Annotated in this window: 20 protein-coding genes; all 20 read right to left on the bottom strand. The window is 36.1% G+C overall.

Going from position 1 to position 24,120, the window contains the following annotated elements:
• Positions 1 to 25 precede the first annotated feature (25 nt).
• On the bottom strand, positions 26 to 1,693 hold the full coding sequence (locus tag P2Q73_RS06380) for a ribonuclease J (protein ID WP_056829327.1): 1,668 nt from the start codon (positions 1,691 to 1,693) through the stop codon (positions 26 to 28).
• Between the two features lie 1,149 nt (positions 1,694 to 2,842).
• A complete protein-coding gene (dapA, locus tag P2Q73_RS06375) occupies positions 2,843 to 3,724 on the bottom strand; it encodes a 4-hydroxy-tetrahydrodipicolinate synthase (protein WP_275785019.1) in 882 nt (293 codons plus the stop codon).
• Between the two features lie 5 nt (positions 3,725 to 3,729).
• Positions 3,730 to 4,776, bottom strand: coding sequence for an aspartate-semialdehyde dehydrogenase (locus P2Q73_RS06370; RefSeq protein WP_056829323.1), 1,047 nt, complete (start codon positions 4,774 to 4,776; stop codon positions 3,730 to 3,732).
• An 88-nt stretch (positions 4,777 to 4,864) separates the two neighbouring features.
• Positions 4,865 to 5,452, bottom strand: coding sequence for a dipicolinate synthase subunit B (locus P2Q73_RS06365; RefSeq protein ID WP_053589930.1), 588 nt, complete (start codon positions 5,450 to 5,452; stop codon positions 4,865 to 4,867).
• Positions 5,446 to 6,270, bottom strand: a complete 825-nt coding sequence (locus tag P2Q73_RS06360) for an NAD(P)-dependent oxidoreductase (RefSeq protein WP_275785015.1) — start codon at positions 6,268 to 6,270, stop codon at positions 5,446 to 5,448. The genes P2Q73_RS06365 and P2Q73_RS06360 overlap by 7 nt, the downstream gene beginning before the upstream one ends.
• Entirely contained in the window at positions 6,242 to 6,520 is a 279-nt protein-coding gene (locus P2Q73_RS06355) for a YlmC/YmxH family sporulation protein (RefSeq protein ID WP_053589932.1), read from the bottom strand. Before P2Q73_RS06355 ends, P2Q73_RS06360 begins: the two co-directional genes overlap by 29 nt.
• 111 nt (positions 6,521 to 6,631) lie before the next feature.
• Positions 6,632 to 7,858, bottom strand: coding sequence for a M16 family metallopeptidase (locus tag P2Q73_RS06350; RefSeq protein WP_275785014.1), 1,227 nt, complete (start codon positions 7,856 to 7,858; stop codon positions 6,632 to 6,634).
• Positions 7,859 to 8,084: 226 nt separating this feature from the next.
• Positions 8,085 to 10,202 (bottom strand): polyribonucleotide nucleotidyltransferase, encoded by a 2,118-nt coding sequence (pnp, locus tag P2Q73_RS06345; RefSeq protein WP_053589934.1) that lies wholly within the window; start codon positions 10,200 to 10,202, stop codon positions 8,085 to 8,087.
• A 341-nt stretch (positions 10,203 to 10,543) separates the two neighbouring features.
• Positions 10,544 to 10,813 (bottom strand): 30S ribosomal protein S15, encoded by a 270-nt coding sequence (rpsO, locus tag P2Q73_RS06340; RefSeq protein ID WP_053589935.1) that lies wholly within the window; start codon positions 10,811 to 10,813, stop codon positions 10,544 to 10,546.
• Between the two features lie 131 nt (positions 10,814 to 10,944).
• Complete coding sequence (gene ribF, locus P2Q73_RS06335; protein ID WP_275785013.1) at positions 10,945 to 11,895, bottom strand: riboflavin biosynthesis protein RibF; 951 nt, start codon at positions 11,893 to 11,895, stop codon at positions 10,945 to 10,947.
• Between the two features lies 1 nt (position 11,896).
• Complete coding sequence (gene truB / locus P2Q73_RS06330) at positions 11,897 to 12,817, bottom strand: tRNA pseudouridine(55) synthase TruB (protein WP_275785012.1); 921 nt, start codon at positions 12,815 to 12,817, stop codon at positions 11,897 to 11,899.
• A 73-nt stretch (positions 12,818 to 12,890) separates the two neighbouring features.
• Complete coding sequence (gene rbfA, locus P2Q73_RS06325) at positions 12,891 to 13,241, bottom strand: 30S ribosome-binding factor RbfA (RefSeq protein ID WP_053589938.1); 351 nt, start codon at positions 13,239 to 13,241, stop codon at positions 12,891 to 12,893.
• Positions 13,242 to 13,264: 23 nt separating this feature from the next.
• Entirely contained in the window at positions 13,265 to 13,543 is a 279-nt protein-coding gene (locus tag P2Q73_RS06320) for a DUF503 domain-containing protein (protein ID WP_053589939.1), read from the bottom strand.
• Positions 13,543 to 15,906, bottom strand: a complete 2,364-nt coding sequence (infB, locus tag P2Q73_RS06315) for a translation initiation factor IF-2 (protein WP_275785009.1) — start codon at positions 15,904 to 15,906, stop codon at positions 13,543 to 13,545. The genes P2Q73_RS06320 and infB overlap by 1 nt, the downstream gene beginning before the upstream one ends.
• A 4-nt stretch (positions 15,907 to 15,910) precedes the next feature.
• The gene (locus P2Q73_RS06310) at positions 15,911 to 16,231 is read right to left on the bottom strand and encodes a YlxQ family RNA-binding protein (RefSeq protein WP_053589941.1); all 321 of its coding nucleotides are present in this window, start codon (positions 16,229 to 16,231) and stop codon (positions 15,911 to 15,913) included.
• Positions 16,228 to 16,506, bottom strand: coding sequence for an RNase P modulator RnpM (gene rnpM / locus P2Q73_RS06305; protein ID WP_056829313.1), 279 nt, complete (start codon positions 16,504 to 16,506; stop codon positions 16,228 to 16,230). Before rnpM ends, P2Q73_RS06310 begins: the two co-directional genes overlap by 4 nt.
• Positions 16,507 to 16,525: 19 nt before the next feature.
• Complete coding sequence (nusA, locus tag P2Q73_RS06300; RefSeq protein ID WP_053589943.1) at positions 16,526 to 17,656, bottom strand: transcription termination factor NusA; 1,131 nt, start codon at positions 17,654 to 17,656, stop codon at positions 16,526 to 16,528.
• A 22-nt stretch (positions 17,657 to 17,678) separates the two neighbouring features.
• Positions 17,679 to 18,158, bottom strand: a complete 480-nt coding sequence (gene rimP / locus P2Q73_RS06295; RefSeq protein ID WP_056829311.1) for a ribosome maturation factor RimP — start codon at positions 18,156 to 18,158, stop codon at positions 17,679 to 17,681.
• Between the two features lie 188 nt (positions 18,159 to 18,346).
• A complete protein-coding gene (locus P2Q73_RS06290; protein WP_275785004.1) occupies positions 18,347 to 22,666 on the bottom strand; it encodes a PolC-type DNA polymerase III in 4,320 nt (1,439 codons plus the stop codon).
• Positions 22,667 to 22,842: 176 nt separating this feature from the next.
• A complete protein-coding gene (gene rseP, locus P2Q73_RS06285) occupies positions 22,843 to 24,102 on the bottom strand; it encodes an RIP metalloprotease RseP (RefSeq protein WP_275785002.1) in 1,260 nt (419 codons plus the stop codon).
• Positions 24,103 to 24,120 lie beyond the last annotated feature (18 nt).

Here is a 24,120-nt window from a genome sequence, read left to right as displayed (position 1 = left end):
GAAAGGAAATCCTTATATACTCACATTAATATTCCATAATAATCGGGATGATCATTGGACGTCGTTTTGTTTGTTGGAATAAATATGAATTTAGCGTATCGCGGATTTCTTGTTTTATGTTTGTCCATTCAAACGTTTCTTTATTCACATATTTTTCAACAACTGCTTTTACTAGTTTAGCAGACTCATCCATTAACTCTTCGGACTCTCTAACATATACGAATCCTCTTGAAAGTATTTCTGGTCCAGAAGCAATTTTCTTTTGAGCACGGTTTAATGTTACAACAACTATAAATATACCGTCCTGCGATAAAAGCTTACGATCACGTAGAACAATATTACCTACATCCCCTACACCAATACCATCAATTAATACGTTACCAGCTTGAACTCTTCCGCTCATTCTCATTTTTCCATTTTTATATTCGACAATATCTCCCTTATCTGCAATAAAAATTTCTGATTTAGACATACCGATATCTTGAGCTAATTTAGAGTGAGCCATTAACATACGATATTCCCCTTGAATTGGAATAAAATAAGTCGGCTTTGTTAAGTTAAGCATCATTTTTAAATCTTCTTGACTTCCGTGTCCAGAAACATGGACATTTTTTTCTGAAGTCAATACTTTTGCACCCGCTTTAGCAATTTGGTTCATCGTTGAATACATCCCAACCTCCATACCAGGAGAAGGGGTAAACGTGATTAATACTGTATCTGTGTCTTTAATTTTTATATCTTTGTGATGTTTACGAACCATTTTTTCTAATGCTTCTAGGGGTTCCCCTTGATTGCCTGATACAATTACAACTATATCATTATCGTTATACTTCGATATCTCTTTTATTGGAATAATGGTGTCTTCTTCCACTGTAAAATAGCCTAAATCTAACCCAATTTCAAATATATTTTCTAGGCTTTTTCCTGCTATCGCAACTTTTTTATGAGTTTCTGCAGCTTTATCTAATACTTGTTGAATACGTATAAAATTTGAAGCATATAAAGATACAAGGATACGTCCTTGAGAAGCGTGGAATGTTTCTGATAATTGGTTTTCTATAACTGCTTCTGAAGTTGTATATCCTGGTCTTTCTGCTTCCGTTGAATCAGATAATAAAATAAATACGCCTTCTTCACCTAATCCGGCAATTTTTGCGATATCAGGGCGATATTTTCCTTTAGCTGATTGGTCGAATTTAAATTCTCCTGTATGCACAATTGCGCCCTCTGAAGTATGAAAAACAATACCGAGTGAATCTGGTATACTATGTGTCGTATGGAAAAAAGTCACATACGTATTTTGGAAATTCATACGGCTCTTATTCGTTACTTCAAAGTATTTAACCTGTTGCTTTGTAGGCAAAGCTTTCATATGAGTTTTAGCTAAAGCAATTGTTAACTTAGATCCATACACTGGTGCTTGTACTTTTTGCAATAAATACGCAATTGAACCAATAGCATCCTCGTGTCCATGAGTTAAAAATATACCTTTTACACGACTCTTATTTTCTTCTAAATACGTGATATCTGGTATTACAATATCAATACCTAGCATTTCATTTTCTGGGAACATAAGTCCACTGTCTACTACGAATATTTCTTCGTCAATTTCTACCACATACATTGCTTTTCCGATTTCTCCCACTCCACCAAGCGGTATAATTCGAATAAGTTCATTTTTTACTTTAACCAATTGTTTTCCTCCTAAAATTAACCCGACCAACATCCACTAGTTTTCATTATATCGAACGTCAACGATTCGCACAATAATAAAAGCATAACGCATACTCATATGAATTAGTATAAATTAAAAAAGTGCCTATTGTGGTGCTTTAAGCATTAAATCTCTTTCATCACGCTAGCGAAAGGCATTGGAAAGAGTTTGGTTTCAACATTACAAGGACTTTTTGAAGGGCAATCATATAGCGACCTTCTTTCTGTTTCCCTCTACCTTTTGAAAATAGCTTTGTACTACTTTGAATAATTAAAGAACAGTTACTTTCATCTACTTGCAAATCACATAAAAAGACTAAACATGTCTTCAGTCTAAGTCTTTTGACAAACCATGTTTTCCGAAACTTACCGCTCGCTTTCCGCGGGCGAGTTCCGAGCCGCTTGGTCCAACACGATGTTGGGTCATGCAATAATTGCCGCAGGACGCGGCGAACTTAGATTGCCTTCCATTTGACGGAGCGTACTTAGCCTACCTTCCTCTCCTAAGTTGAGGGCACTGAAAGTCTATAGAATTTGCATTACTAAATAATTTCGTCCAATAAATAAGAAAATATCGTTGAAACGGCTCCCTTTCCGCTGGCGTTGCCTTAGCCTCCTCGCTGCGCTGTGGGGTCTTCGGCTAACGCTATTCCCGCAGGAGTGTCGCCTTTTTCAACGATTTTCTATTAATACTAATTGAAAAAATGTTAGTGATAAAAACTTGCTCTATTAATGGCAAGATGGTTATCTATTTGAAAAGCGGATAATAGTTGAATGGAGAAGAAGGCGGCGACTCCTGCCGGAATAGCATGAACTGAAGACCCTGGACTGAGCGTAGCGAGGGAAGCGGCTGAAGTCATGCCGGCGGAACGCGTCCGCCTGGAACGGAAATTAACGGATCCAAATAATAATCGAGTATGTGAACAACTTGTCGTCCACATACTGTTATGAAATCTCATTGAAGACTTTTTCAGTGCACTCGATCGTAGCGAAGGAGGAGGCTCGGCGCTCGCCCGCGGAAAGCGTCCGCCTGGAACGGAAAATATCGCACTTTTTAAAATAGATGCTATGAAGAAAGAGGCTGCCCCAAAAAGTCATTTTTTATGACTTTCAGGACAGCCTCTTATTATTATTTACTCTCTAAATAACTTTCCCAAATTCGATCGAATGCTGTTTTTTCTTCTGAAGTCATTTCCACTAAAGGTAAACGTAAGGAACCTACTTCTAACCCTATTTTTGAAAGGGCGTATTTAACAACAACTGGATTTGGATGTTCAAATAAAGCTTTCATCACTGGTAAAATTCGTTGATGGATACTTGATGCTTTTTTATGCTCACCTGCATGAAATAATTGAATCATCTCTTGCATTTCGGTTCCGATAACATGAGAAGCAACCGAGATTATTCCTGATCCACCAATTGCAATCAGTGGTAACGTTAAAGAGTCATCTCCACTATAAACTAGAAAATCCTCTTCCGTGTTTGCTAATATTTTTGTCATTTGATCCAAACTTCCACTTGCTTCTTTTACAATTTGAATCGACGGAATTTCACTTAATTCGACAATCGATTCCGGTTCCAAATTAACAACCGAACGACCGGGGATATTATATACAACTATTGGTAATGTAGTCGCATTGGCAATTGCTTTGAAGTGTGCAATCATACCTCTTTGATTTGGTTTATTATAGTAAGGAGTCACTATCATAAGAGCGTCTACTCCAAGTGCCTCTGCTTTTAAAGATAAATCAATGGAAGCAGCTGTATTATTGCTTCCTGTTCCTGCTATCACGGGAACTCTTTTGTTCACTTTTTCTACAACAAATTGTATTAATGATAATTTTTCATCTGTTGATAATGTTGGAGATTCTCCAGTTGTTCCGCATACAACTAGAGAGTCAGTTCCATTAGTAAGTAAGTGTTCAATTAGTTTCTCTGTTGCTATATAATCGATTGATCCATCTTTTTGAAATGGAGTAACCATTGCTGTAGAAACTTGACCTATATTCATTTTTCTTACACCTCTTTTAGTATGCCCTCTTCAATTAAAGCTTCAGCAATTTGTATGGAGTTAAGTGCTGCCCCTTTTAACAAATTGTCTGAAACGATCCACATATGGAAGCCTTTCTTGCTTGAAGGATCTTTTCTAATACGGCCGACAAAAACATCGTCTTCATTTTCTGCAAAATATGGCATTGGATAATGTTGTTGCTCCGGTTTATCTTGTACAGTGATACCTTTCGCAGTTGAAAGCACTTCTCTGATATCATTTACTGTTACATTTTCATTATCTACTTCGATATAGACAGATTCCGAATGTCCTGTAACTACTGGAACACGTACACAAGTTGCAGCTATAGAGAGTTCAGGCATAGACATGATCTTTTTTGTCTCGTTCATCATTTTATGTTCTTCAAATGTAAAACCATCTGTTTCGAACACATCAATTTGAGGAATAACGTTTCCTGCAATCGGATAATGCTTTTCGGCACTTTTCACTGGCAAGATTTGTGGTTGTGGATTTTTCACTTGAATTGCTTCACTTTGAACAGTTAGCTCTTCAATTGCTGCAGCCCCTGCTCCTGAAACAGCTTGATAAGTAGAAACGATTACTTTATTTAAACCAAATTGTTGACGGATAGGTTCTAAAGCACAAACCATCTGAATAGTAGAACAATTCGGATTAGCAATAATCCCTGTTTGCTCATGTAATGCTTGTTTATTTACTTCAGGAACAACAAGAGGAGTATCCTTATCCATACGGAATGCACTTGTGTTATCAATAACAATAGCACCTCTATTGCTTGCTTCTTTTGCCAATGCTTTCGATATAGCGCCACCTGCAGAGAAAAAAGCAACGTCTACTCCTTCAAAAGAATCAGGTGTTGCTTCTTCAATTGTATAGGATGAACCATTTACTTCTACTTGTTTACCTGCTGATTTTTTAGAAGCTAATAGCTTTAAAGTCGAATAGGGAAAGCTTCTCTCTACTAATTTTTCAATAATTTTTTGACCAACTGCACCAGTCGCTCCGACTACTGCTACTGTATAACCTTGTGACATAAAAGCTCTCCTCCTAAAATCAAAACATTTTTGCGATATTGTTTCATATTATACATGAAAATACATGAAAATACACTATCTATTATATTTATAATGAATGAGTTATAAGTAAAGGCTGTAATTGCTTTGATTGAATAGCATGTTCAACGGTTGGTATGATTTGAGTAAAGTCGGCAATTAATGAGTTTGGTTTTTTATGAGGATTGTCTTGACCAAAGGGGATAAAGTAAATATTTTTGGTAGAAAGCAGTTTCATTATATTCATACCATTTAATCCAAGTGCATCATTCGTTGAAATACCTAATACAACTGGCTTACCGTTTCGTAAAGTAGCTTTAGCAGCCATCAAAACAGGTGAATCAGTTTGTGCATTGGCAAGCTTACTAATTGAATTACCAGTCATCGGTGCAATAACCATGCAGTCTAATGGATTTGTCGGTCCAAAAGGCTCTGCTTCCACAATTTTAGAAACTACTTTACTTCCACTTGCTTTTTCTATTTTTTCAATCCATTCTTCACCTGTTCCAAAACGAGTAGCTGCTGTTAAAACAGAATACGTAATAATAGGAACAACAGTTGCACCTTTATCTGTAAATTGATTAATCATTGGAATGACTTCCTCATAAGTACAATGAGAAGCGGTTATTCCAAGACCTATTCTAAGACCATTTAACACAAATTATCCCCCTCTAGTAAAGCCAATTGAGTTCGAACAGACCTAGCTAATAAATTTCCTGCATCTTGAGGAAAATACATCCCTGGCAGACTTGTTGGGTTTGCATAATTTTCTGGAATATTTTCACTTGAATCTAATAAGCATCCTGGCTTTGATGCAAGATCAATAATTTTATTAAAAAATATTGTATCTTCATTACTTAACCATTTGGAAGGTATTGTATTAACTAAATAAACTGTTGGATCTTTTAATTTTTCAATTACATAATCTAATGCTTCAATTTCATATCCATAACTTTTTGCTTCAAACAATTGATTCTCGGAGCGTACAGATATGATTACTTTTGCTCCTAAATGATGTAGTGCATATGCTAGCCTTTTTCCGACCCTTCCATAACCAGTTATGATAAACCTTTTGTTGTACACAGACTGCTTTTCATTTAAATAAAAATAATTAATAAACCCTTCAGCGGTAAGATTTGCATTATCCCAAATCCACGGTTCGTCTTCTAAATAGTAAAATACTTTTCTATTATTCTCGTTACATGCATCCTCTATTTCTTCGTATTTCTTACCAACAAAAAGTAATTCGCATTTACTTGGTAAAGCGAAAGGACGTTCCATCTTCATAGCTTGGATGGGCATGAATACAATATTCGGTTGGAAATCGTGTATTGCGTTCTCAACCTCATCATTCCAAACCATCGTTGAAAATAATTTGACTTCTAAATTCTCGGATAATTCATCTTTGAGGTACTGTAACCGATCATCGGTACCTATGATTGCTAACTTATTGTTCATAATAACCACTTGAATCATTTAAAGAATCTGCTTCATTAAACAAAATACGGTCTTTCCCTATTAGAATAATTTCTTCCCACGAAATAAATTCTTTTTTCTTATTTGCTTTATTTCCTTGAAAAAAAGAAGCTGACTTTTGATATACCTCAAATCCTTGAATCTTCCCCGTAGTTGGATCAAAAAGTAACTCGGTGTTAGCAAGTCTTCCATATCTTGCACCGTCTTTTACTTGGATAAGCTCTTTTTCAGCAAGTTCCGAAAGTAACAACCTTTTCCCTCCCCCTTATACTTCTACTTATGTATATGCCTTTTCCTTAAACAAAGTGAATAGAAAAAAGGACCTGATTGGATGAAATAAAGCAAGAAAAAAAGTCGATATCTAATCGACTTTTTTAGGCATTATTATAGAAATAGCCGGCTCATGGGCAAATATTTCTTTTGCAAGCTCTTGGACCGAATCCAGTGTTACTTCATCAATTGTTTCACTCACTTCATCTAAGGAACGATGTTTTCCAAAAAGGAGCTCATTTTTTCCATTCCTACTCATTCGTGAATTTGTACTTTCTAAACCAAGTAGTAAGTTTCCTTTTAATTGCTCTTTTGAATTTGTAACCTCAGTCTCCGTCATTCCATTCTTTACAATTGTTTGAATTGTATCGAAAATGCAATTCTTTAATTCCGTTAATTGATTACTAGAAGTTCCACCATATATTGCAAGTACTCCAGTATCTTCGTATGCAGAATGGTAAGAGTAGATTGAATAAGCAAGCCCTTTATCCTCACGGATATCCTGGAAAAGTCTAGAGGACATACTGCCTCCCAAAATATTATTCAATACAACGAGACTATAAATATTGTCCGCTTTTACACTTAAAGCAGGATAAGCTAAACAAATATGTGCTTGCTCCGTTTCTTTGGAATTTTCTGTATAAGTAGCTTTGAGCTTTGGTATTTCAAGCGTTGCAACTTGTGAGTTTACACCCTTAAAATGTCCAAATAGCGATTCAATATATTCTAATAATCCCTCTTGTATGTCACCTGCTACGGAAACGACAATATTTTCAGGTATATAATGTTTTTTCATATAGGATAAAATAGATTCTTTTGTAAAGCTGTTTAAAGTCTCTTCTTTCCCTAATATTGGTGAACCTAAAGGATTGTCTTCGTACATAGCTCTCCATAAATATTCATGAACAATATCATCAGGTGTATCTTCCACCATATTTATTTCTTCAAGAACTACCTGTCTTTCTTTATCGATTTCATTTGAGTCAAAAGTAGAATTAAAAAACATATCGGCAAGTATTTCTACTGCATGCGTCGCATGGTGATTCAATACCTTTGCATAGTAGCAAGTATTTTCTTTAGATGTAAATGCATTTATGTTACCGCCGATTCGATCAAATTCTTCTGCAATTTGTTTTGCAGATCTTGAAGATGTACCTTTAAATAGCATATGTTCAATAAAGTGAGTTAGCCCGTTTTCTTCTGGCAGTTCATTTCTCGAACCTGCCTGTACCCATATCCCAACAGCAACAGAGCGTACATGTGGAATATGTTCAGAAACAATACGAAGTCCATTTTCACAAGTAATTTTATTAATCAAATTAACAACACCCCTATTTATATTATTCAAACATTCAAAAAGGTTGCCGTAGAAACTTAACTACGGTCAACCCTTTGTGTTGGAACGTTTTATACTCTTCTACTTATTATCTGTCAAGCCTCCAAGTCTGCTCGAGATCTAACGGAATTCCCACAGCGACTAAAGAACTGCCTCCTGTGGATATCCATTTACTTACTGCTGATTATTGGAAACCTTTCTTACTTCATTACTGTTCTTTTTGTTCTGCACGTTCTTTTTCTTCTTTTATTACTACTTTTCTAGAGAGATTTACACGGCCTTGGTTGTCGATTTCTATAACTTTTACTAAAAGCTCATCGCCAATTTTTAAGACATCTTCCACATTCTTCGTACGTTCTTCTTGAATTTCCGAAATATGAAGTAATCCATCTTTTCCGCTGAATATTTCTAGGAAAGCACCGAATTTTTCAATACGTTTCACTTTACCTAAATAGTATTCACCAACTTGTGCAACTCGAACAATATTCTCTATAATTTCTCTTGCACGAGCAATCATATCTTCGTCTGCTGAAGCAATATAAATTGTACCATCTTGCTCTGTATCAATTTTTACCCCAGTTTCATCAATGATTTTATTAATTTGTTTACCACCTGGTCCAATTACATCACGGATTTTATCAGGGTTAATTTTAATAACAGAAATTTTAGGTGCATATTTAGAAAGCTTTTCACGAGGTTCACTAATAGTAGAAAGCATGCTTTCTAAAATCTGCATACGTCCAATTTTAGCTTGTTCAAGAGCTTCTTCTAAAATGGTTCTTGATAGACCCTCAATTTTGATATCCATTTGAAGCGCAGTAATACCTTTAGATGTTCCTGCTACTTTAAAGTCCATATCTCCAAGATGATCTTCCATACCTTGAATATCCGTTAAAATTGTATAGTTCTCGCCTTTTTTGACAAGACCCATCGCAATACCTGCAACTGGTGCTTTAAGAGGTACACCAGCATCCATCATTGCAAGTGTAGAAGCACAAATACTTGCTTGAGATGTAGAACCATTTGATTCTAATACTTCTGCAACTAATCGAAGTGTATATGGGAAATCATTTTCATCTGGAATCACTGCTTCTAGAGCTCGTTCGCCTAAAGCGCCATGTCCAATTTCACGACGACCTGGAGCACGAATCGGTCCAGTTTCACCAACACTAAATTGCGGGAAATTATAATGATGCATGAAACGTTTTGATTCCTCTAAACCAAGTCCATCGATAATTTGTACATCGCCAAGCGGTCCTAAAGTACAAATACTCAAAGCTTGTGTTTGTCCACGAGTGAACAATCCTGAACCATGTGTTCTAGGTAAAATTCCTACTTCAGAAGATAGAGGGCGAATTTCAGCTACTCCACGACCATCTGGACGAATTTTATCTTCTGTTATTAAACGGCGAACTTCCTCTTTAACCATCGCATCCAAAATTTCGCGAACTTGTTTTAAAGTTTCTTCCGATGCTTCTTTTTCTGTATATTGATCTAATACTTCATTTTTTACTTCTGTAATAGCATCTTCACGAGCGTGTTTTTCTTGCACTTGTATTGCTTGTACAAGTTTTGCTTCACAAATTTCTTTTACTTCTACAAAAAGTTCTTTATCCAATTCAAAAAGAGGAATTTCTTTTTTCTCTTTACCTATCTCTGCAACAACTTTTTCTTGGAATTCGATTAGTTTTATAATTTCACTGTGACCAAACATAATTGCTTCTAACACAACTTCTTCAGAAACTTCTTTCGCTCCTGCTTCTACCATGTTTATCGCATCTTTTGTTCCTGCGACAGTTAAATCTAATATACTTTTTTCCATTTGTTCAACAGTTGGATTAATGAAAAATTCATCACCAATTAAACCTACTTGAACTCCAGCTATTGGTCCATCGAATGGAATATCCGATACGCTAAGTGCTAAAGAGGAACCGAGCATTGCCGCCATCTCTGATGAGCAGTTTTGATCGACAGACATAACCATTGAAATTACTTGAACTTCATTACGAAATCCATCTGGGAATAAAGGACGAATTGGACGGTCAATTAAACGACTAGTTAAAATTGCTCTTTCAGAAGGGCGTCCTTCACGTTTAATAAATCCACCAGGAATCTTACCAACAGCATATAATTTTTCTTCATAATTAACTGTCAATGGGAAGAAATCCAGATTCTTAGGATTCTTTGAAGCAGTTGCTACTGATAATACGCTTGTATCACCATATCTTACTAAAACTGCACCGTTTGCTTGTTTTGCAAGTTGTCCTATTTCCACTTGCAATGTACGGCCAGCCCATTCGTACGTAAACACTTTCTTTTCACTCATTTAATCAGAACTCCTCTCAACTTAAAAAAAACTCCTTATACAGGGCATATAAAAGTATATGTATCATAAGTAGTGTATCAAAAATATCGAAACTATGCGAAGTATTTTATGCAAAAGAAAAAGCGGGACGAATCCCGCTTTCAGACTGATGACAAACGCTTTCATTCTTCGTTCCTTGCATATCGTTGTAAGCTCATGAACCATTAGTTCAATTCGCTTCCGCCTCATGCTGGCGCGCCTAGACTGACAAGCGTTTTCAAGCCAGTCTGAAGTAAAAACTTCAACAAACTTTTGTCACAATCTAAAAGGGGAAAATAATCCCGCTTTCTTCCATGTTATAATTATCGACGTAAACCAAGTTTAGCGATTAACTCGCGGTAACGTTGTACTTCGTTTTCACGTAAGTATTTTAACAAGTTACGGCGACGTCCAACCATTTTGAAAAGACCACGACGTGAATGATGATCTTTCTTATGTGTACGCAAATGTTCGTTTAAAGAATTGATTTCTTCTGTAAGAATTGCGATTTGAATATCAGCAGATCCAGTGTCACTTTCGTGAGTTCTGAACTCAGCGATAAGTTCATTTTTGCGTTCTTGTGTAATTGCCATGTTATTTTCCTCCTAAAATTTCATAGTATCCCCAGTTCCTGAGCAATCGTTGGAGAATCGAAAAAGCCAAGGAATGGTTAAGTACAGTTTTGTACTTTTAAAATATACCATAGGAATGAATGAGAATCAACTTATACGTTTTCTTTAAAAAAATTTATAGCAACTAATTTATCTTTGGCAATCTGTTCTTTTAATTCCTCTATGCCATTAAATTTCTTTTCTGAACGTATTCTCTTGTACCAATGTACATCGACTTCTTCTCCATAAATAGACTTATCGAAATCTATAATATGTACTTCAATCGAAAGTTTTTTATCATCTGGATTGTTAAAAGTTGGTTTATATCCAACATTGCATACACCTTCAAACCAATTTTCCTGTACTCTAATTTTCACAGCGTAGACACCCGTTGCAGGCGTATATTGGCCTTCTATTGGTTGTACATTTGCAGTTGGGAAATTAATCGTTCTTCCTCTTTTATCTCCGTGAATAACTACCCCCGAAAGTGTAAAAGGACGACCTAAAAGTTCTTTAACTTCTCCTACGTTACCTGCTTTAAGATTAGCTCTAATTCGAGTAGAACTGATTTTCTCTTCATTCATTTCTTGTTTATCGACAACTGAGACAGAATACTTTCCTTCAGCAAGTAAATCCATTTCTTTCATAGTCCCTTTACCATAAGCTCCAAATGTAAAATCAAAACCAGCTGTCACATGCTTTACATTTGCTTTTTTGATAAAAGCTTCAATAAATTCAGCTGGGGTTAACTTAGCAAAATCGGAAGTAAAACGAACTACAAATAAAGTATCTACATCTAGTTTTTTTAGAATTTCTATTTTCTGCTCCAATGGAGTAATATAAAATACTTGTTCTTTACTTTTACCAAGTACTAAAGATGGATGAGGATCGAAGGTCATCACAGCAGTTTTGATATGAAGCTCTTTAGCCTTTTTGTATGCTTCTTTAATAACTGCTTGATGCCCTCTATGTACTCCATCAAAAAAACCTATAGCTAAAGAGAAGCTATCCTTGTTTAAATTCTCAAATAAATGATTTGGGTAAGATAAGTGATGTACTTCCATATTAATCTCCTTTTTCCGTTGAAAACATTTTCTCCGGTTTCATCATACCATTTTTTGTTGGATGCTTTACATAAACTGCTCTAGGTACCGAATTTTGCGTATATACAATTTTTTCAACTTTTTCAAGGAGTGAATGTGCTTTAATCACCTGTCCATTTTCTATACTTTTTTCTACTTCTGCTGTAATCTCAATACTTGGCCAACTTTGCAAAGCATATTTTATCGGAAACATAAAATCATTTAATCTCTCGTCATCCTTAGCAATTTCTACCTCTGATAACGTTAGACATTGTTCTTTTGTAAAGCTACCTGAAGCAGTCCGAACTAAGGAAGACATATGTGCAGGGTACCCTAATAGCTCACCAATTTGCACCGCAAGCGTCCGAATATACGTACCTTTACTGCAACCTATTACTATTGAAAAGGAAACATTTTTACCGTTGAAATCCTTTGTTTCATCTAATAGATTTAATTGGTAAATGGAAACTTTTCTACTTGGACGTTCGACTTCTTTTCCTTCTCTTGCATACTCATATAACTTTTTCCCATTTACTTTTACTGCTGAATACATGGGTGGGGTTTGAACAATTTCACCTGTCAATTGATCCAGAACGTGTAAAATTTGTTCACGAGTAAAATGTTTATCGGTTTGATCGTGGTGAACAATTTCACCATCGGCATCCTCAGTTGTAGTAGAAGCTCCAATACTGACTGTGGCAATATAAGTTTTTCCTTGCTCCATAATATATTCAGAAACTTTAGTAGCCTGACCTAGACAAATTGGTAATACACCTTCGACACTTGGATCAAGCGTACCTGTGTGTCCAATTCTTTTCATTTTTAATATTTTTCGCAGTTTAAATACACAATCATGGGAAGTCATCCCCTTTTCCTTCCATAACGGAAGTATACCTTCATACATCTTTTCACCTCTTATAACAATAATTTACAACAAAAAAGTCTGCTTGTTATAGTAAGCAGACTTCTCTTGTTTTTTATTCTTCTGATGATTTGTTAATTTCTCGTAATAAATCATCAATACGATTTCCATAAGCTGCAGATTCATCAAATTTAAATAGTAGCTCTGGCGTAATTCGAAGTCTTATTCTATGTCCAATTTCGGAGCGAATAAATCCTTTTGCTTTTTCTAAAGCTTTTAAAGTATCATCACGTTTTGTTTCTCCGCCAAGAACAGTTAAATAAATTGTCGCTTGTTGAAGATCTCCCGTAACTTCTACATCCGTTACAGTAACAAAACCGATACGAGGATCTTTAAGTTTTCGGACAATAATTTCGCCTAACTCTTTTTTCATTTGTTCAGCAACTCGGTTTGCGCGCATAGACATGATCGCTACACCTCATATTCTGATTATAAATATTCTTTTCTTAATTCAATACGTTCCCACTCAGGGTTAGAATCAAGATAGCGGATGGCATGCATTAGTTCACGCTCTGCTGCTACTTTATCTGAGGCAACAGTCACTATACCAATACATGTTCTCTGCCATACATCCTGATGATCCAACTCTCCAATAGAAACATTAAATTTTTGTTTTGTTCTTGTGAGCATTCGTTGAAGAACAGCTCTTTTTTCTTTTAAGGAATGTGCAGTAGAAATGATGTATTCACACTCTGCATATACAATCATTATCGTTTAATCTCTTCCATGATAAATGCTTCAATAATGTCGTTTTCTTTAATATCATTAAAGTTTTTAATCGTTATACCACATTCATAGCCTTTTGCAACTTCTTTTGCATCGTCTTTGAAACGTTTTAACGTATCTAATTCACCCTCAAAGATAACGATAGAATCACGGATAATACGAACACCACTATCTCTTGAAATTTTACCTTCCGTTACGTAAGACCCTGCAATTGTTCCTACTTTAGAAACCTTGAACGTTTCACGTACTTCTGCTTGACCAATAATTTTTTCTTGGAATTCAGGATCTAAAAGTCCTTTCATAGCAGACTCAATCTCTTCAATTACTTTATAAATAACTCGGTGTAAACGAATATCTACGCCTTCTTGGTCTGCTGCTCGTTTTGCATTCACATCAGGACGAACATTAAACCCAATAACGATAGCATTAGAAGCAGCTGCTAATGTTACATCCGACTCAGTAATCGCTCCTGCCCCAGTGTGAATGATTCGAACATTTACACCTGCTACTTCAATTTTCATCAAGGAAGCAGCCATTGCCTCTACAGTACCTTGAACGTCTGCTTTAACAATAATGTTTAATTCTTTCATTTCCCCTTGTTTCATTTGATCAAACAAATTATCTAATGTTACACGGGTTTTTTCAGAACGTTGGTTAACTTGAGCTTGTGATGCACGAGTTTCCCCTACTTGACGAGCAGTTTTTTCATCTTCAAATACGACGAATCTATCCCCTGCTTGTGGCACTTCATTTAATCCAGTGATTTCCACTGGCGTTGATGGGCCAGCTTCTTTTACACGACGTCCTAAATCATTAACCATAGCACGAACACGCCCATATGCATGACCTACTACAATTGGGTCACCTATTCGTAAAGTTCCATCTTGAACTAATAATGTTGCAACTGAACCTCTACCTTTATCTAGCTGTGCTTCGATAACTGTACCAAGTGCTAGGCGTTTTGGATTTGCTTTTAATTCTGCTACTTCTGAAACAAGTAATACCATTTCAAGAAGGTTGTCGATACCTTCCCCTTTTAAAGCAGAAATTGGTACGAAAATTGTTTCTCCACCCCATGCTTCTGGTACTAATCCATGCTCAGTTAACTCTTGCATTACACGGTCAGGATTAGCTGATGGTTTATCCATTTTGTTTACAGCAACAATAATTGGTACTTCGGCTGCTTTTGCATGATTAATCGCTTCGACTGTTTGAGGCATTACACCATCATCAGCAGCAACTACAAGAATGGTAATATCAGTCACTTTAGCACCACGAGCACGCATTGTTGTAAAGGCTGCATGTCCAGGAGTATCAAGGAACGTGATCTTTTTACCATTATCAACGATTTGATATGCTCCAATATGTTGAGTAATTCCACCTGCTTCACCAGCAGTAACCTTTGTATGACGAATAGAATCAAGTAAAGTTGTTTTACCGTGGTCAACGTGTCCCATGATTGTAACTACTGGAGGACGTTCCTTCAGGTTAGCTTCATCATCTTCTGTCGATTCGAAATGCACTTCTAAATCAGTGATATCGATTTTGATTTCTTCTTCCACTTCTACACCATAGTCTGCACATATTAATTCAATTGCATCCTTGTCAAGTTCCTGGTTAATTGTTGCCATTACTCCAAGTAAAAACAGTTTTTTAATAATTTCAGATGGTTCACGACCTAATTTTTTCGCTAGCTCTGTTACTGTTAATGACTCAGTGAATGTAATTTTTTCAGGGAGTTCTCTTTCTTTTCTTGGTACTGGTGGTTGAACAGGAGTAGTAGGTCCTTTTCTTCTCTTTTGAAATTTTTGACCTGGTCGATTTTGTCCACCTGGTCTGTTTTGCCCTCCTGGACGATTATTATTGAAAGGTTTTTTATCTTTCGAATAATTGTTTGATCCTTGGGAAGTATTTCCTTGGGAAGATTGTCCTTGGTTAGAAGGTCTAGCTTGCCCTTGGTTTGATGGTCTTGATTGACCTTGATTTGATGGTCTTGATTGACCTTGATTTGATGGTCTAGAACCTTGGTTTGAAGGCTTTGATTGACCTTGCCCTGTTGGTTTTGATTGTCCTTGATTTGATGGTCTTGATTGTCCTTGATTTGATGTACGATTGTTTTGTCCTACTTGTTGTGATTTTGTAGAAGTCTGTGGTGTTGATTGAGCAGTGTTTTTAGTAGTTTCTGTTGATTTTTTGTAAACACTATCTAATTTTTTTACAGCGTCTCCTTCAAGCATTGACATATGGTTAGCTACTTGTATATTAAGCTTTCCTAATTGCTCGATAACTTCTTTACTAGATTTTTCTATTTGTTTCGCGTACTCATGAACTCTGATTTTAGTCATTAGCTCACCCCCGGTTATATTCGTTGAGAAGGCCGGACAGTTTTTTGGCGAAACCGTCATCCATAATGGCTATTGCCACTCTGGCCTCTTTTCCCGTCGCATGTCCGAGATCGTGCCGGTCTCCAAAGACATGCAGCTCAACGTTAAAAGATGCACATTTATCATTAATTTTTTTTGCAGTATTTTGAGAAGCATCTGAAGCCAGTAAGACTAGCTTCGCTTTTTTGCTTCTTATTTCTTTTACTACTAATTCTTCACCAGAAATAGTTTTTCTCGCTCTTGTTGCAAGTCCTAATAATTGTGTTATTTGTTGCTCTACTGTCATTTTAATTTTTCTCTTTCAATTATGACGATTAACTCATCATAAATTTCATTTGGTATAGGTGCTTCTAAATGATTACCTAAGGAGTTTTTCTTTTTAGCTTGATTTACCGCTTCAATCGTTTTTGAAACGTATGCGCCTCTTCCTGACTTTTTACCAGTCAAATCGACAGAAACTTCTCCTTCTTTTGATCGGACGATGCGAATCATCTCTTTTTTAGGATACATTTCGCCTGTAGCAACACATTTGCGCAATGGAATTTTCTTTTGAACTGCCATCCAAACTCACCATCCTTGCTTACTCTTCGTCTTTATAGAAGTCAAAGTCATCCATTTCATCGTCTAGAGTTTCTAAAATAACTTCAGGAGAATTCTCATTCGGATAAATACCTAATTCTCTTGCGTCCGTTTCACTTTTAATATCAATTTTCCAACCAGTTAGTTTTGCAGCTAGACGTGCATTTTGCCCTCTTTTACCAATAGCAAGAGAAAGTTGATAATCAGGTACAACAACAGTTGTAGATTTTTCTTCCTCATTTACTTGTACATCTAACACTTTGGATGGACTAAGTGCATTTGCAACAAAGACAACTGGATCTTCTGACCATTCTACGATATCAATCTTTTCTCCGCTTAACTCGTTCACTATTGTTTGTACACGTGCACCCTTTGCTCCAACACAAGAACCAACTGGATCAATTTCATCATTGTGAGCAAATACAGAAATTTTTGAACGATCTCCTGCTTCACGAGCAATCGATTTAATTTCTACAATTCCTTCAAATATCTCAGGTACTTCCATTTCAAATAAACGACGAAGTAAACCTGGATGCGTTCTAGATACAAATACTTGTGGACCGCGAGTTGTGCGCTCTACTTTTGTAATATAAACTTTAATACGATCATGTGGACGATACGTTTCAGTTTGAATTTGCTCATTCACTGGTAATACAGCTTCCACTTTACCCAAGCCAACATAGATATTGCGTGCATCTAAGCGTTCAACGATACCATTGACAATATCATCTTCACGATCCACATATTCTTCATAGATGAGACCACGTTCCGCTTCACGAACTCTTTGTGTTACAACTTGTTTAGCTGTTTGTGCTGCGATACGTCCAAAATTACGAGGTGTTACTTCTTCCTCTACTACATCCCCCACTATATAGTGTGGGTTAATAGCTCTTGCATCATCTAGAGAAATTTGTAAACGATCATCTTCTACTTCTTCTACTACATCTTTTCTTGAATACACAAGCATAGTACCTGTTGCTAAATTTATGTCTACACGAACATTTTGCGCTTGATTGAAATTTCTTTTATAAGCTGTCACTAATGCAGCTTCAATTGCTTCTATTAATACATCTCTGGAAATTCCTTTTTGTTGTTCGAGCGCAGTTAGCGCATCTAATAAATCACTACTCATAGCTATCACTCCTCAATATACATTATGCAGAGAAATCGATTGCTAAACGAGCAAGCGCAATTTTCTCTTTATCAATTTGAATTTTAACTCTTCTAGTTTTCACACGCACTTCAATTAAAGCACCCTCATCATCTGAATAAGAAAGTAATGTCCCTTCAAATTCTTTTGCACCATTTACAGGCTCATACGTTTTAATATAAACATATTTTCCGACAGCTTTTAGAAAATCTGCATCTTTTTTCAATGGACGTTCTGCACCTGGTGATGAGACTTCTAAAAAGTAGTTTTCTTTAATTGGATCCACGACATCTAATTTTTCACTAAGCTTTTCACTAACTTGAGCACATTGCTCGATATCAATTCCACCAGCTGGTGTATCAATATATACTCGTAAAAACCAATCGCGACCTTCTTTGACATATTCAATATCTACAAGCTCTAAGTTCAACTCCTGTAAAATCGGGGTTACAAGCTCTTCAATTTTACTTGTTATATTACTCATACATACCTCCTATATAACAATATTTTCTATATAACAACAGAAAAGAGCGGGAAATCCCACTCTTTCGTCACAGAACTATGAAACATTGGTAGTTTTATATTACCATACTACTCAAATTCATGCAAATTGAGAACAAAAGTGGAAGCATTGAAGCGGTGACTTTCAAAGGAAAATTAACCCGTTTCATTTTAAAACAAAGAAAGCTGGTTTGCATCTGGAAGTCCATCTAAACAACCCATTGCATCCATGTATTCAATAATTGTTTTGGAAACTTTACCTCTTTGTTGTAGATCCTCTTTAGACAAAAACTCTCCATCTTGTCTAGCTTTAACAATTTGGAATGCAACATTGGTTCCTAATCCTGGAATAGCATTAAATGGTGGTATAAGCGTATTTCCTTCAATTGTAAATTCACTTGCTTTTGATTTATATAAGTCCACTTTTTGCAAACGAATACCACGTTCTGACATTTCAAGTCCGATTTCAAGAACGGTAGCTAAACTCTTTTCTTTAGGAGATGCATCCAAGCCTTTTCCATTTATTTCTTCTAATTTTGCTCGGATTGTTTGGGAACCATTAATCATGGATATCAAATCAAAATCAGAAGCACGAACAGTTAAATACGCCGCGTAATATAGTATGGGAAAATGCACTTTGAAATATGCAATACGCACAGCCATTAATACATATGCAGCCGCATGGGCTTTTGGGAACATGTATTTTATCTTTTTACAAGATTCAATATACCAATTAGGAACTCCCTCTTTTTTCATCTCTGATTCAAACTCTGGAGTTAAGCCTTTCCCTTTACGAACCGATTCCATTATTTTAAATGCTAACGAAGGTTCTAGACCTTGGTAAATTAAATAAACCATAATATCATCACGACAACCTATAACGTCCGAAAGCTGACAAGTTCCATCTTGAATCAGTTCCTGTGCATTTCCTAGCCATACATCTGTACCATGTGAGAGACCTGAAATTTGAACAAGCTCTGAGAAAGTAGACGGCTTCGTTTCTTCTAACATTTGTCGAACAAATCGAGTACCAAATTCGGGAATCCCGAGTGTACCAGTTTTACAATCTATTTGTTCTTGCGTAACTCCGAGAGTTTCAGTTCCGCTAAAGATTTTCATCACTTCAGGATCATCTGTAGGAATTGTTTTAGGATCAATTCCAGATAAATCTTGTAGCATACGAATAACAGTAGGATCGTCATGTCCAAGAATATCAAGTTTTAATAAGTTATCATGAATGGAGTGAAAGTCAAAATGTGTTGTTTTCCATTCAGAATCCTGTGCATCTGCTGGGAACTGTATAGGAGAAAAATCAAAAATATCCATATAATCAGGTACTACAATTATTCCCCCAGGATGTTGCCCTGTTGTACGTTTAACTCCCGTACATCCTTGTACTAATCGATCCACTTCTGCTCCGCGTAAAGTCATATTATTATCATTTGTATACCCACGGACATATCCATACGCCGTTTTTTCAGCAACAGTACCAATAGTACCTGCTCTAAAAACATTATCTTCTCCAAATAATACTTTCGTATAATTATGTGCCTGTGGTTGATATTCTCCACTAAAATTTAAATCGATATCAGGAACTTTGTCTCCTTTAAAGCCAAGAAAAGTTTCGAAAGGAATGTCTTGTCCATCCTTTACATACGGAGTATCACATTTTTCACAGTTTTTGTTTGGCAAGTCAAATCCTGACCCTACTGAACCATCTTGGAAAAACTCAGAATGCTTACAGTTAGGACACACATAGTGTGGTGGTAATGGGTTCACTTCCGTTATCTCTGTAAGCGTTGCTACTAATGAGGAACCAACCGATCCTCGGGAACCAACTAAATAACCATCATCCAGCGATTTTTTAACTAGTTTATGTGAAATTAAATAAATAACCGCAAATCCGTGCCCAATAATAGAAGTTAATTCTTTTTCAATTCTTGCTTCCACAATTTCAGGTAGGTCTTCCCCATAGATTTCTCTACCTTTAGCATACGTAAGTGATCTAACTTCTTCATCTGCTCCTTCTATTTTAGGTGTATATAAGTCATCCTTAATAGGTTTTATATCTTCAATAGAATCGGCAATTTTTTGTGGATTGGTTACAACGATTTCTTTCGCTAGCTCTTCACCTAAAAATGAAAATGCATCTAGCATTTCATTTGTAGTACGAAAATGGACTTTAGGTAGCTCATGACGGTTTAGCGGATTTGCTCCACCTTGTGAGTTTACAAGTATTTTTCTAAAAATAGCATCATTTTCATTTAAATAATGGACATTACCTGTAGCAACAACCGGTAAATTAAGTTTTTTCCCTAGCTTTATCATCTTTCGAATAATATCTTCTAAATTCCACTCATCTCTTACTAATTCTAATTCTAGTAAATGAGAATAAACTTCTTTCGGATGAATTTCTAAATAATCATAGAATTTTGCAATGTCTTCTACTTGCTCTAATGGTTTTTGCATTAGGCCCTCAAATACTTCTCCTCTATCACAACCGGAACCGATGATAAGTCCAGCACGGTGTTTTTGAAGAGTAGAACGAGTAATCCGAGGAACTCTGTAAAAAGTAGAGATGTGAGAAAGAGAGACTAATTTAAATAAGTTTTTCAAACCTTCATCATTCACCGCTAGAATTGTACAATGCGATGGTCTCGCTCTTTTGTAGGAATCCCCTTGACCGATGTGTTTGTTGAAATCATCATGATACTGAATCTTTTTTTCTTCCGATTCCTTCAATAGATGCATAAGTAAATATCCAGTAGCTTCACAGTCAAATATAGCTCTATGCGCCTGAGTTAACTCTATATTAAATTTTTTAGCCAAGGATCCTAGTCTATGTGTTTTTAACTCTGGATGTAAGAATCTTGCTAGTTCTAATGTATCGATTACAGGATGAGTAAAGTGATCAATGCCACATTTACGATACCCTTCATATAAGAAGCCCATATCAAATGAGGCATTATGCGCTACTATTATTCCATTCCCTATAAATTCATAAAAATCTCTAATAACATCTTCGATTTCCGGAGCATTCCTAACCATATCATCCGTAATTCCAGTAAGTTCGATTGTAGTAGCAGATAAAGGGTGATGTGGATTAACAAATCGCTCAAACTTATCAATTATCTCACCGTTTTTCATTTTAACCGCAGCTAATTCGATGATTTTATCATAATTAGCTGACAAACCCGTAGTCTCCACATCAAATACAATATAAGTTGCATCTTCTAGCGCTATATGTTGTTCGTCATAAGCAATCGGAACGCCATCATGAACTAAATTAGCTTCTAAACCATATAAAATTTTAATCCCATTCTTTTTTCCCGCAGCATACGCTTCCGGAAAGGACTGAACATTCGCATGATCTGTAATTGCAATAGCTTTATGCCCCCATTTGGCGGCTTGAGATACTAATGCAGAAACGGATGAAACAGCATCCATTTGGCTCATAGGGGTATGTAAGTGCAATTCGACTCTTTTTTCTTGTGCCGTATCCAATCGCACAACAGGATTAATTTCAGACATATCTTGTGCCATAATGATTAAATCTCTTACGAAGGTATCGTTCTGAACTGATCCTCGAACTTTAATCCACATGCCCTTTTTCAATCGTTCCATCATTTGAGCATCCTCTTTGTCACGAGAGAACATTTTTACTAGGATGGAATCGGTATAATCTGTCACTTTTGCTGTCAACAGTGATCTTCCACTTCGTAACTCTTTTACTTCTACATCAAATACAAATCCCTCGATCGTTACTCTGCGTTCCTCATCTTGAATCTGGCGAATATCCATGATCGGTTCTTCCTTTTTAAGTGGAATACCGAGCTGGAAGGGACCATCTGCCGCTCCATCTGCACCATTTTCCTGACGATCCTGCTCTCTTTTCTGTAAATCAACTAGAGCTTTTTTTCCAAGTTCTTCTTCTTCTAATTTTCGCTGTTCTAAAAATGCTAACTGTGCCTCAGCTAATGCTTGAGTATCTTCTACTAATTTAAAGTCTATAGCCATTTTAGGAAATCCAAAGTTAACGTATGTTTCCGCTAATTGATCTACATATTTTCTTTTTAATGTACGTAGTTCAAGTTCTTGGCCACAAGTAAGTTGGATCATTTGTCCGTTCCACTCTGGTTGTTGCTGAAGTAAACAATCTTTAAGAGGCGGTGCCATATCACTTAATTCTTTCATGACAACCATCCAATAATCTTTAATCTGGGTATCTGAAACTATTGAATTTTCACTTTCAATTGTCAAATGAACACTTGCAATACCTGTAAATTTCTCTTCTAATCTTTGTCTGAAGATATTAAAAATATCTATCGGTAGAATAGCAGAACAATGAATGTGAAAATGCCATTGTCTCACTTTTTTATGTACAGTAAATCTAGAGATAGATGCATTTTCAAAATGTTTAACGAAAGAATCTTCCGTTAAATCAAGCTGTTGTAACAATATGTGCATTCTTGCTATGCCATCTTGCATCATGTTGAATCCCTCCCTATCAAATCGCCTTGGAATAGTGTGACATCCACCCGAGGCTTAAAATATATCTAGCAGTTATCTGCCTAACAGAAAAAGAAAGGAAAGTTCAAATGATCGAACTTTCCCTTCTCAAAGATGTTAAATCAATTGGCCCATATGAAGCCGTCTAATAATAAAGCTTAAAAGAAGAAACGCTGTATATCATTCCATGTTACAACTACCATAAGCACCATTAAAAGCATGATTCCAACAAAGTGAATCATCCCTTCTTTTTGCTTGTCGACAGGTTTGCCTCGAATTGCTTCGAATAAGAAAAATAATAGTCGACCCCCATCTAGCGCAGGTAACGGTAATAAATTCATGATACCTAAATTTATACTTAAAAGAGCTGCCCAGTACATTAAATTATATACACCAGATTGTGCAACCGTTTCTGTAACTTTATAAATACCAACTGGTCCTGACAAATCATCTATTGAAAATTGACCAGTTATAAGATTTCCAAGTGCTGAAAAGATTAATAACGTAGTATCATATGTTTGCTCTGCTCCATAAGCAATTGCTTTAACCGGATTTTTTTCCATTGGACTAGTATATTGAACCCCAATTTGTCCAACTTTCTCTTTTCCAGTCGTTACTTCGTTTGGTGTAATCGTTAAATCTAAAATTTCACCATTACGTTCTACAGAAAAATCCAATTTTTCATTTGGACTAACTCTTACTTCTTCAGACAACTCTTCCCAACTAGTAATAGGATTTCCATTAATCTCTGTTACTAAGTCACCGTCTTTCATTCCAGCCTGAGCTGCAGGACTATCAGCAACAACAGTTGTTATGATAGGTTCATATGTAGGAACCCCTTGCAGTAAACCTAGTATTATAAAGATGAAAAAGGATAGTATAAAGTTGAAAAGTGGACCTGCAAAAATAGCCATTGATCTTTGTCCAACCGACTTAGAGCCAAATTGACGATCGTATGGGGCTATAAATGTTTCATTTCCATTTTCATTAATAACTGCATTTCTTGAAACTTTATAACGAACTAATCGTTCGTCCTCATCGTATCCTTCTATAAACATTTCTTTAGACAAGTCAGATCGCTCAACTTCTAAGAAAAGCATGTCAGGGAATTGTTTGTTTTGGTTTAATACAATTTGATCTATTTCATTGTTTTCATTGAGATGTATACCTAATCGATAACCAGGTTGAAGTTCCACACTGTCCATGTCTTCTCCAGCCATACGTACATACCCACCTATAGGCAATAAACGAATTGTATAAAGTGTTTCTCCTTTTGTCATACCAAAAATTTTAGGTCCCATTCCAATCGCAAACTCTCGCACCATTATTCCTGCTCTTTTTGCAAAAATAAAATGACCAAGCTCATGAAAAAAAACAATACTACCAAATATTATAATAAACGCAATGGCCGTTTCCATTATACCCCACCTTTATAG

Source organism: Bacillus sp. Cr_A10 (genome assembly GCF_029222665.1).
In the GTDB taxonomy this organism is placed as follows: Bacteria; Bacillota; Bacilli; order Bacillales_A; family Planococcaceae; genus Psychrobacillus.
This window is presented reverse-complemented; position numbering and strand designations above follow the sequence as displayed.

What these genes read in the sequence shown, in the direction of transcription:
- pnp (WP_053589934.1), bottom strand. Translation starts at nt 10,202, where the DNA reads ATGAGTGAAAAGAAAGTGTTTACGTACGAATGGGCTGGCCGTACATTG.
- dapA (WP_275785019.1), bottom strand. Translation starts at nt 3,724, where the DNA reads ATGAATATAGGTCAAGTTTCTACAGCAATGGTTACTCCATTTCAAAAA.
- P2Q73_RS06360 (WP_275785015.1), bottom strand. Translation starts at nt 6,270, where the DNA reads ATGATTCAAGTGGTTATTATGAACAATAAGTTAGCAATCATAGGTACC.
- nusA (WP_053589943.1), bottom strand. Translation starts at nt 17,656, where the DNA reads ATGAGTAGTGATTTATTAGATGCGCTAACTGCGCTCGAACAACAAAAA.
- P2Q73_RS06290 (WP_275785004.1), bottom strand. Translation starts at nt 22,666, where the DNA reads ATGATGCAAGATGGCATAGCAAGAATGCACATATTGTTACAACAGCTT.
- rpsO (WP_053589935.1), bottom strand. Translation starts at nt 10,813, where the DNA reads ATGGCAATTACACAAGAACGCAAAAATGAACTTATCGCTGAGTTCAGA.
- rbfA (WP_053589938.1), bottom strand. Translation starts at nt 13,241, where the DNA reads ATGTCTATGCGCGCAAACCGAGTTGCTGAACAAATGAAAAAAGAGTTA.
- truB (WP_275785012.1), bottom strand. Translation starts at nt 12,817, where the DNA reads ATGTATGAAGGTATACTTCCGTTATGGAAGGAAAAGGGGATGACTTCC.
- rseP (WP_275785002.1), bottom strand. Translation starts at nt 24,102, where the DNA reads ATGGAAACGGCCATTGCGTTTATTATAATATTTGGTAGTATTGTTTTT.
- rimP (WP_056829311.1), bottom strand. Translation starts at nt 18,158, where the DNA reads ATGAGTAATATAACAAGTAAAATTGAAGAGCTTGTAACCCCGATTTTA.
- rnpM (WP_056829313.1), bottom strand. Translation starts at nt 16,506, where the DNA reads ATGGCAGTTCAAAAGAAAATTCCATTGCGCAAATGTGTTGCTACAGGC.
- P2Q73_RS06320 (WP_053589939.1), bottom strand. Translation starts at nt 13,543, where the DNA reads ATGATTGTATATGCAGAGTGTGAATACATCATTTCTACTGCACATTCC.
- P2Q73_RS06310 (WP_053589941.1), bottom strand. Translation starts at nt 16,231, where the DNA reads ATGACAGTAGAGCAACAAATAACACAATTATTAGGACTTGCAACAAGA.
- ribF (WP_275785013.1), bottom strand. Translation starts at nt 11,895, where the DNA reads ATGGAAGTACATCACTTATCTTACCCAAATCATTTATTTGAGAATTTA.
- P2Q73_RS06370 (WP_056829323.1), bottom strand. Translation starts at nt 4,776, where the DNA reads ATGTCACAAGGTTATACAGTAGCAGTAGTCGGAGCGACTGGTGCAGTT.
- infB (WP_275785009.1), bottom strand. Translation starts at nt 15,906, where the DNA reads ATGACTAAAATCAGAGTTCATGAGTACGCGAAACAAATAGAAAAATCT.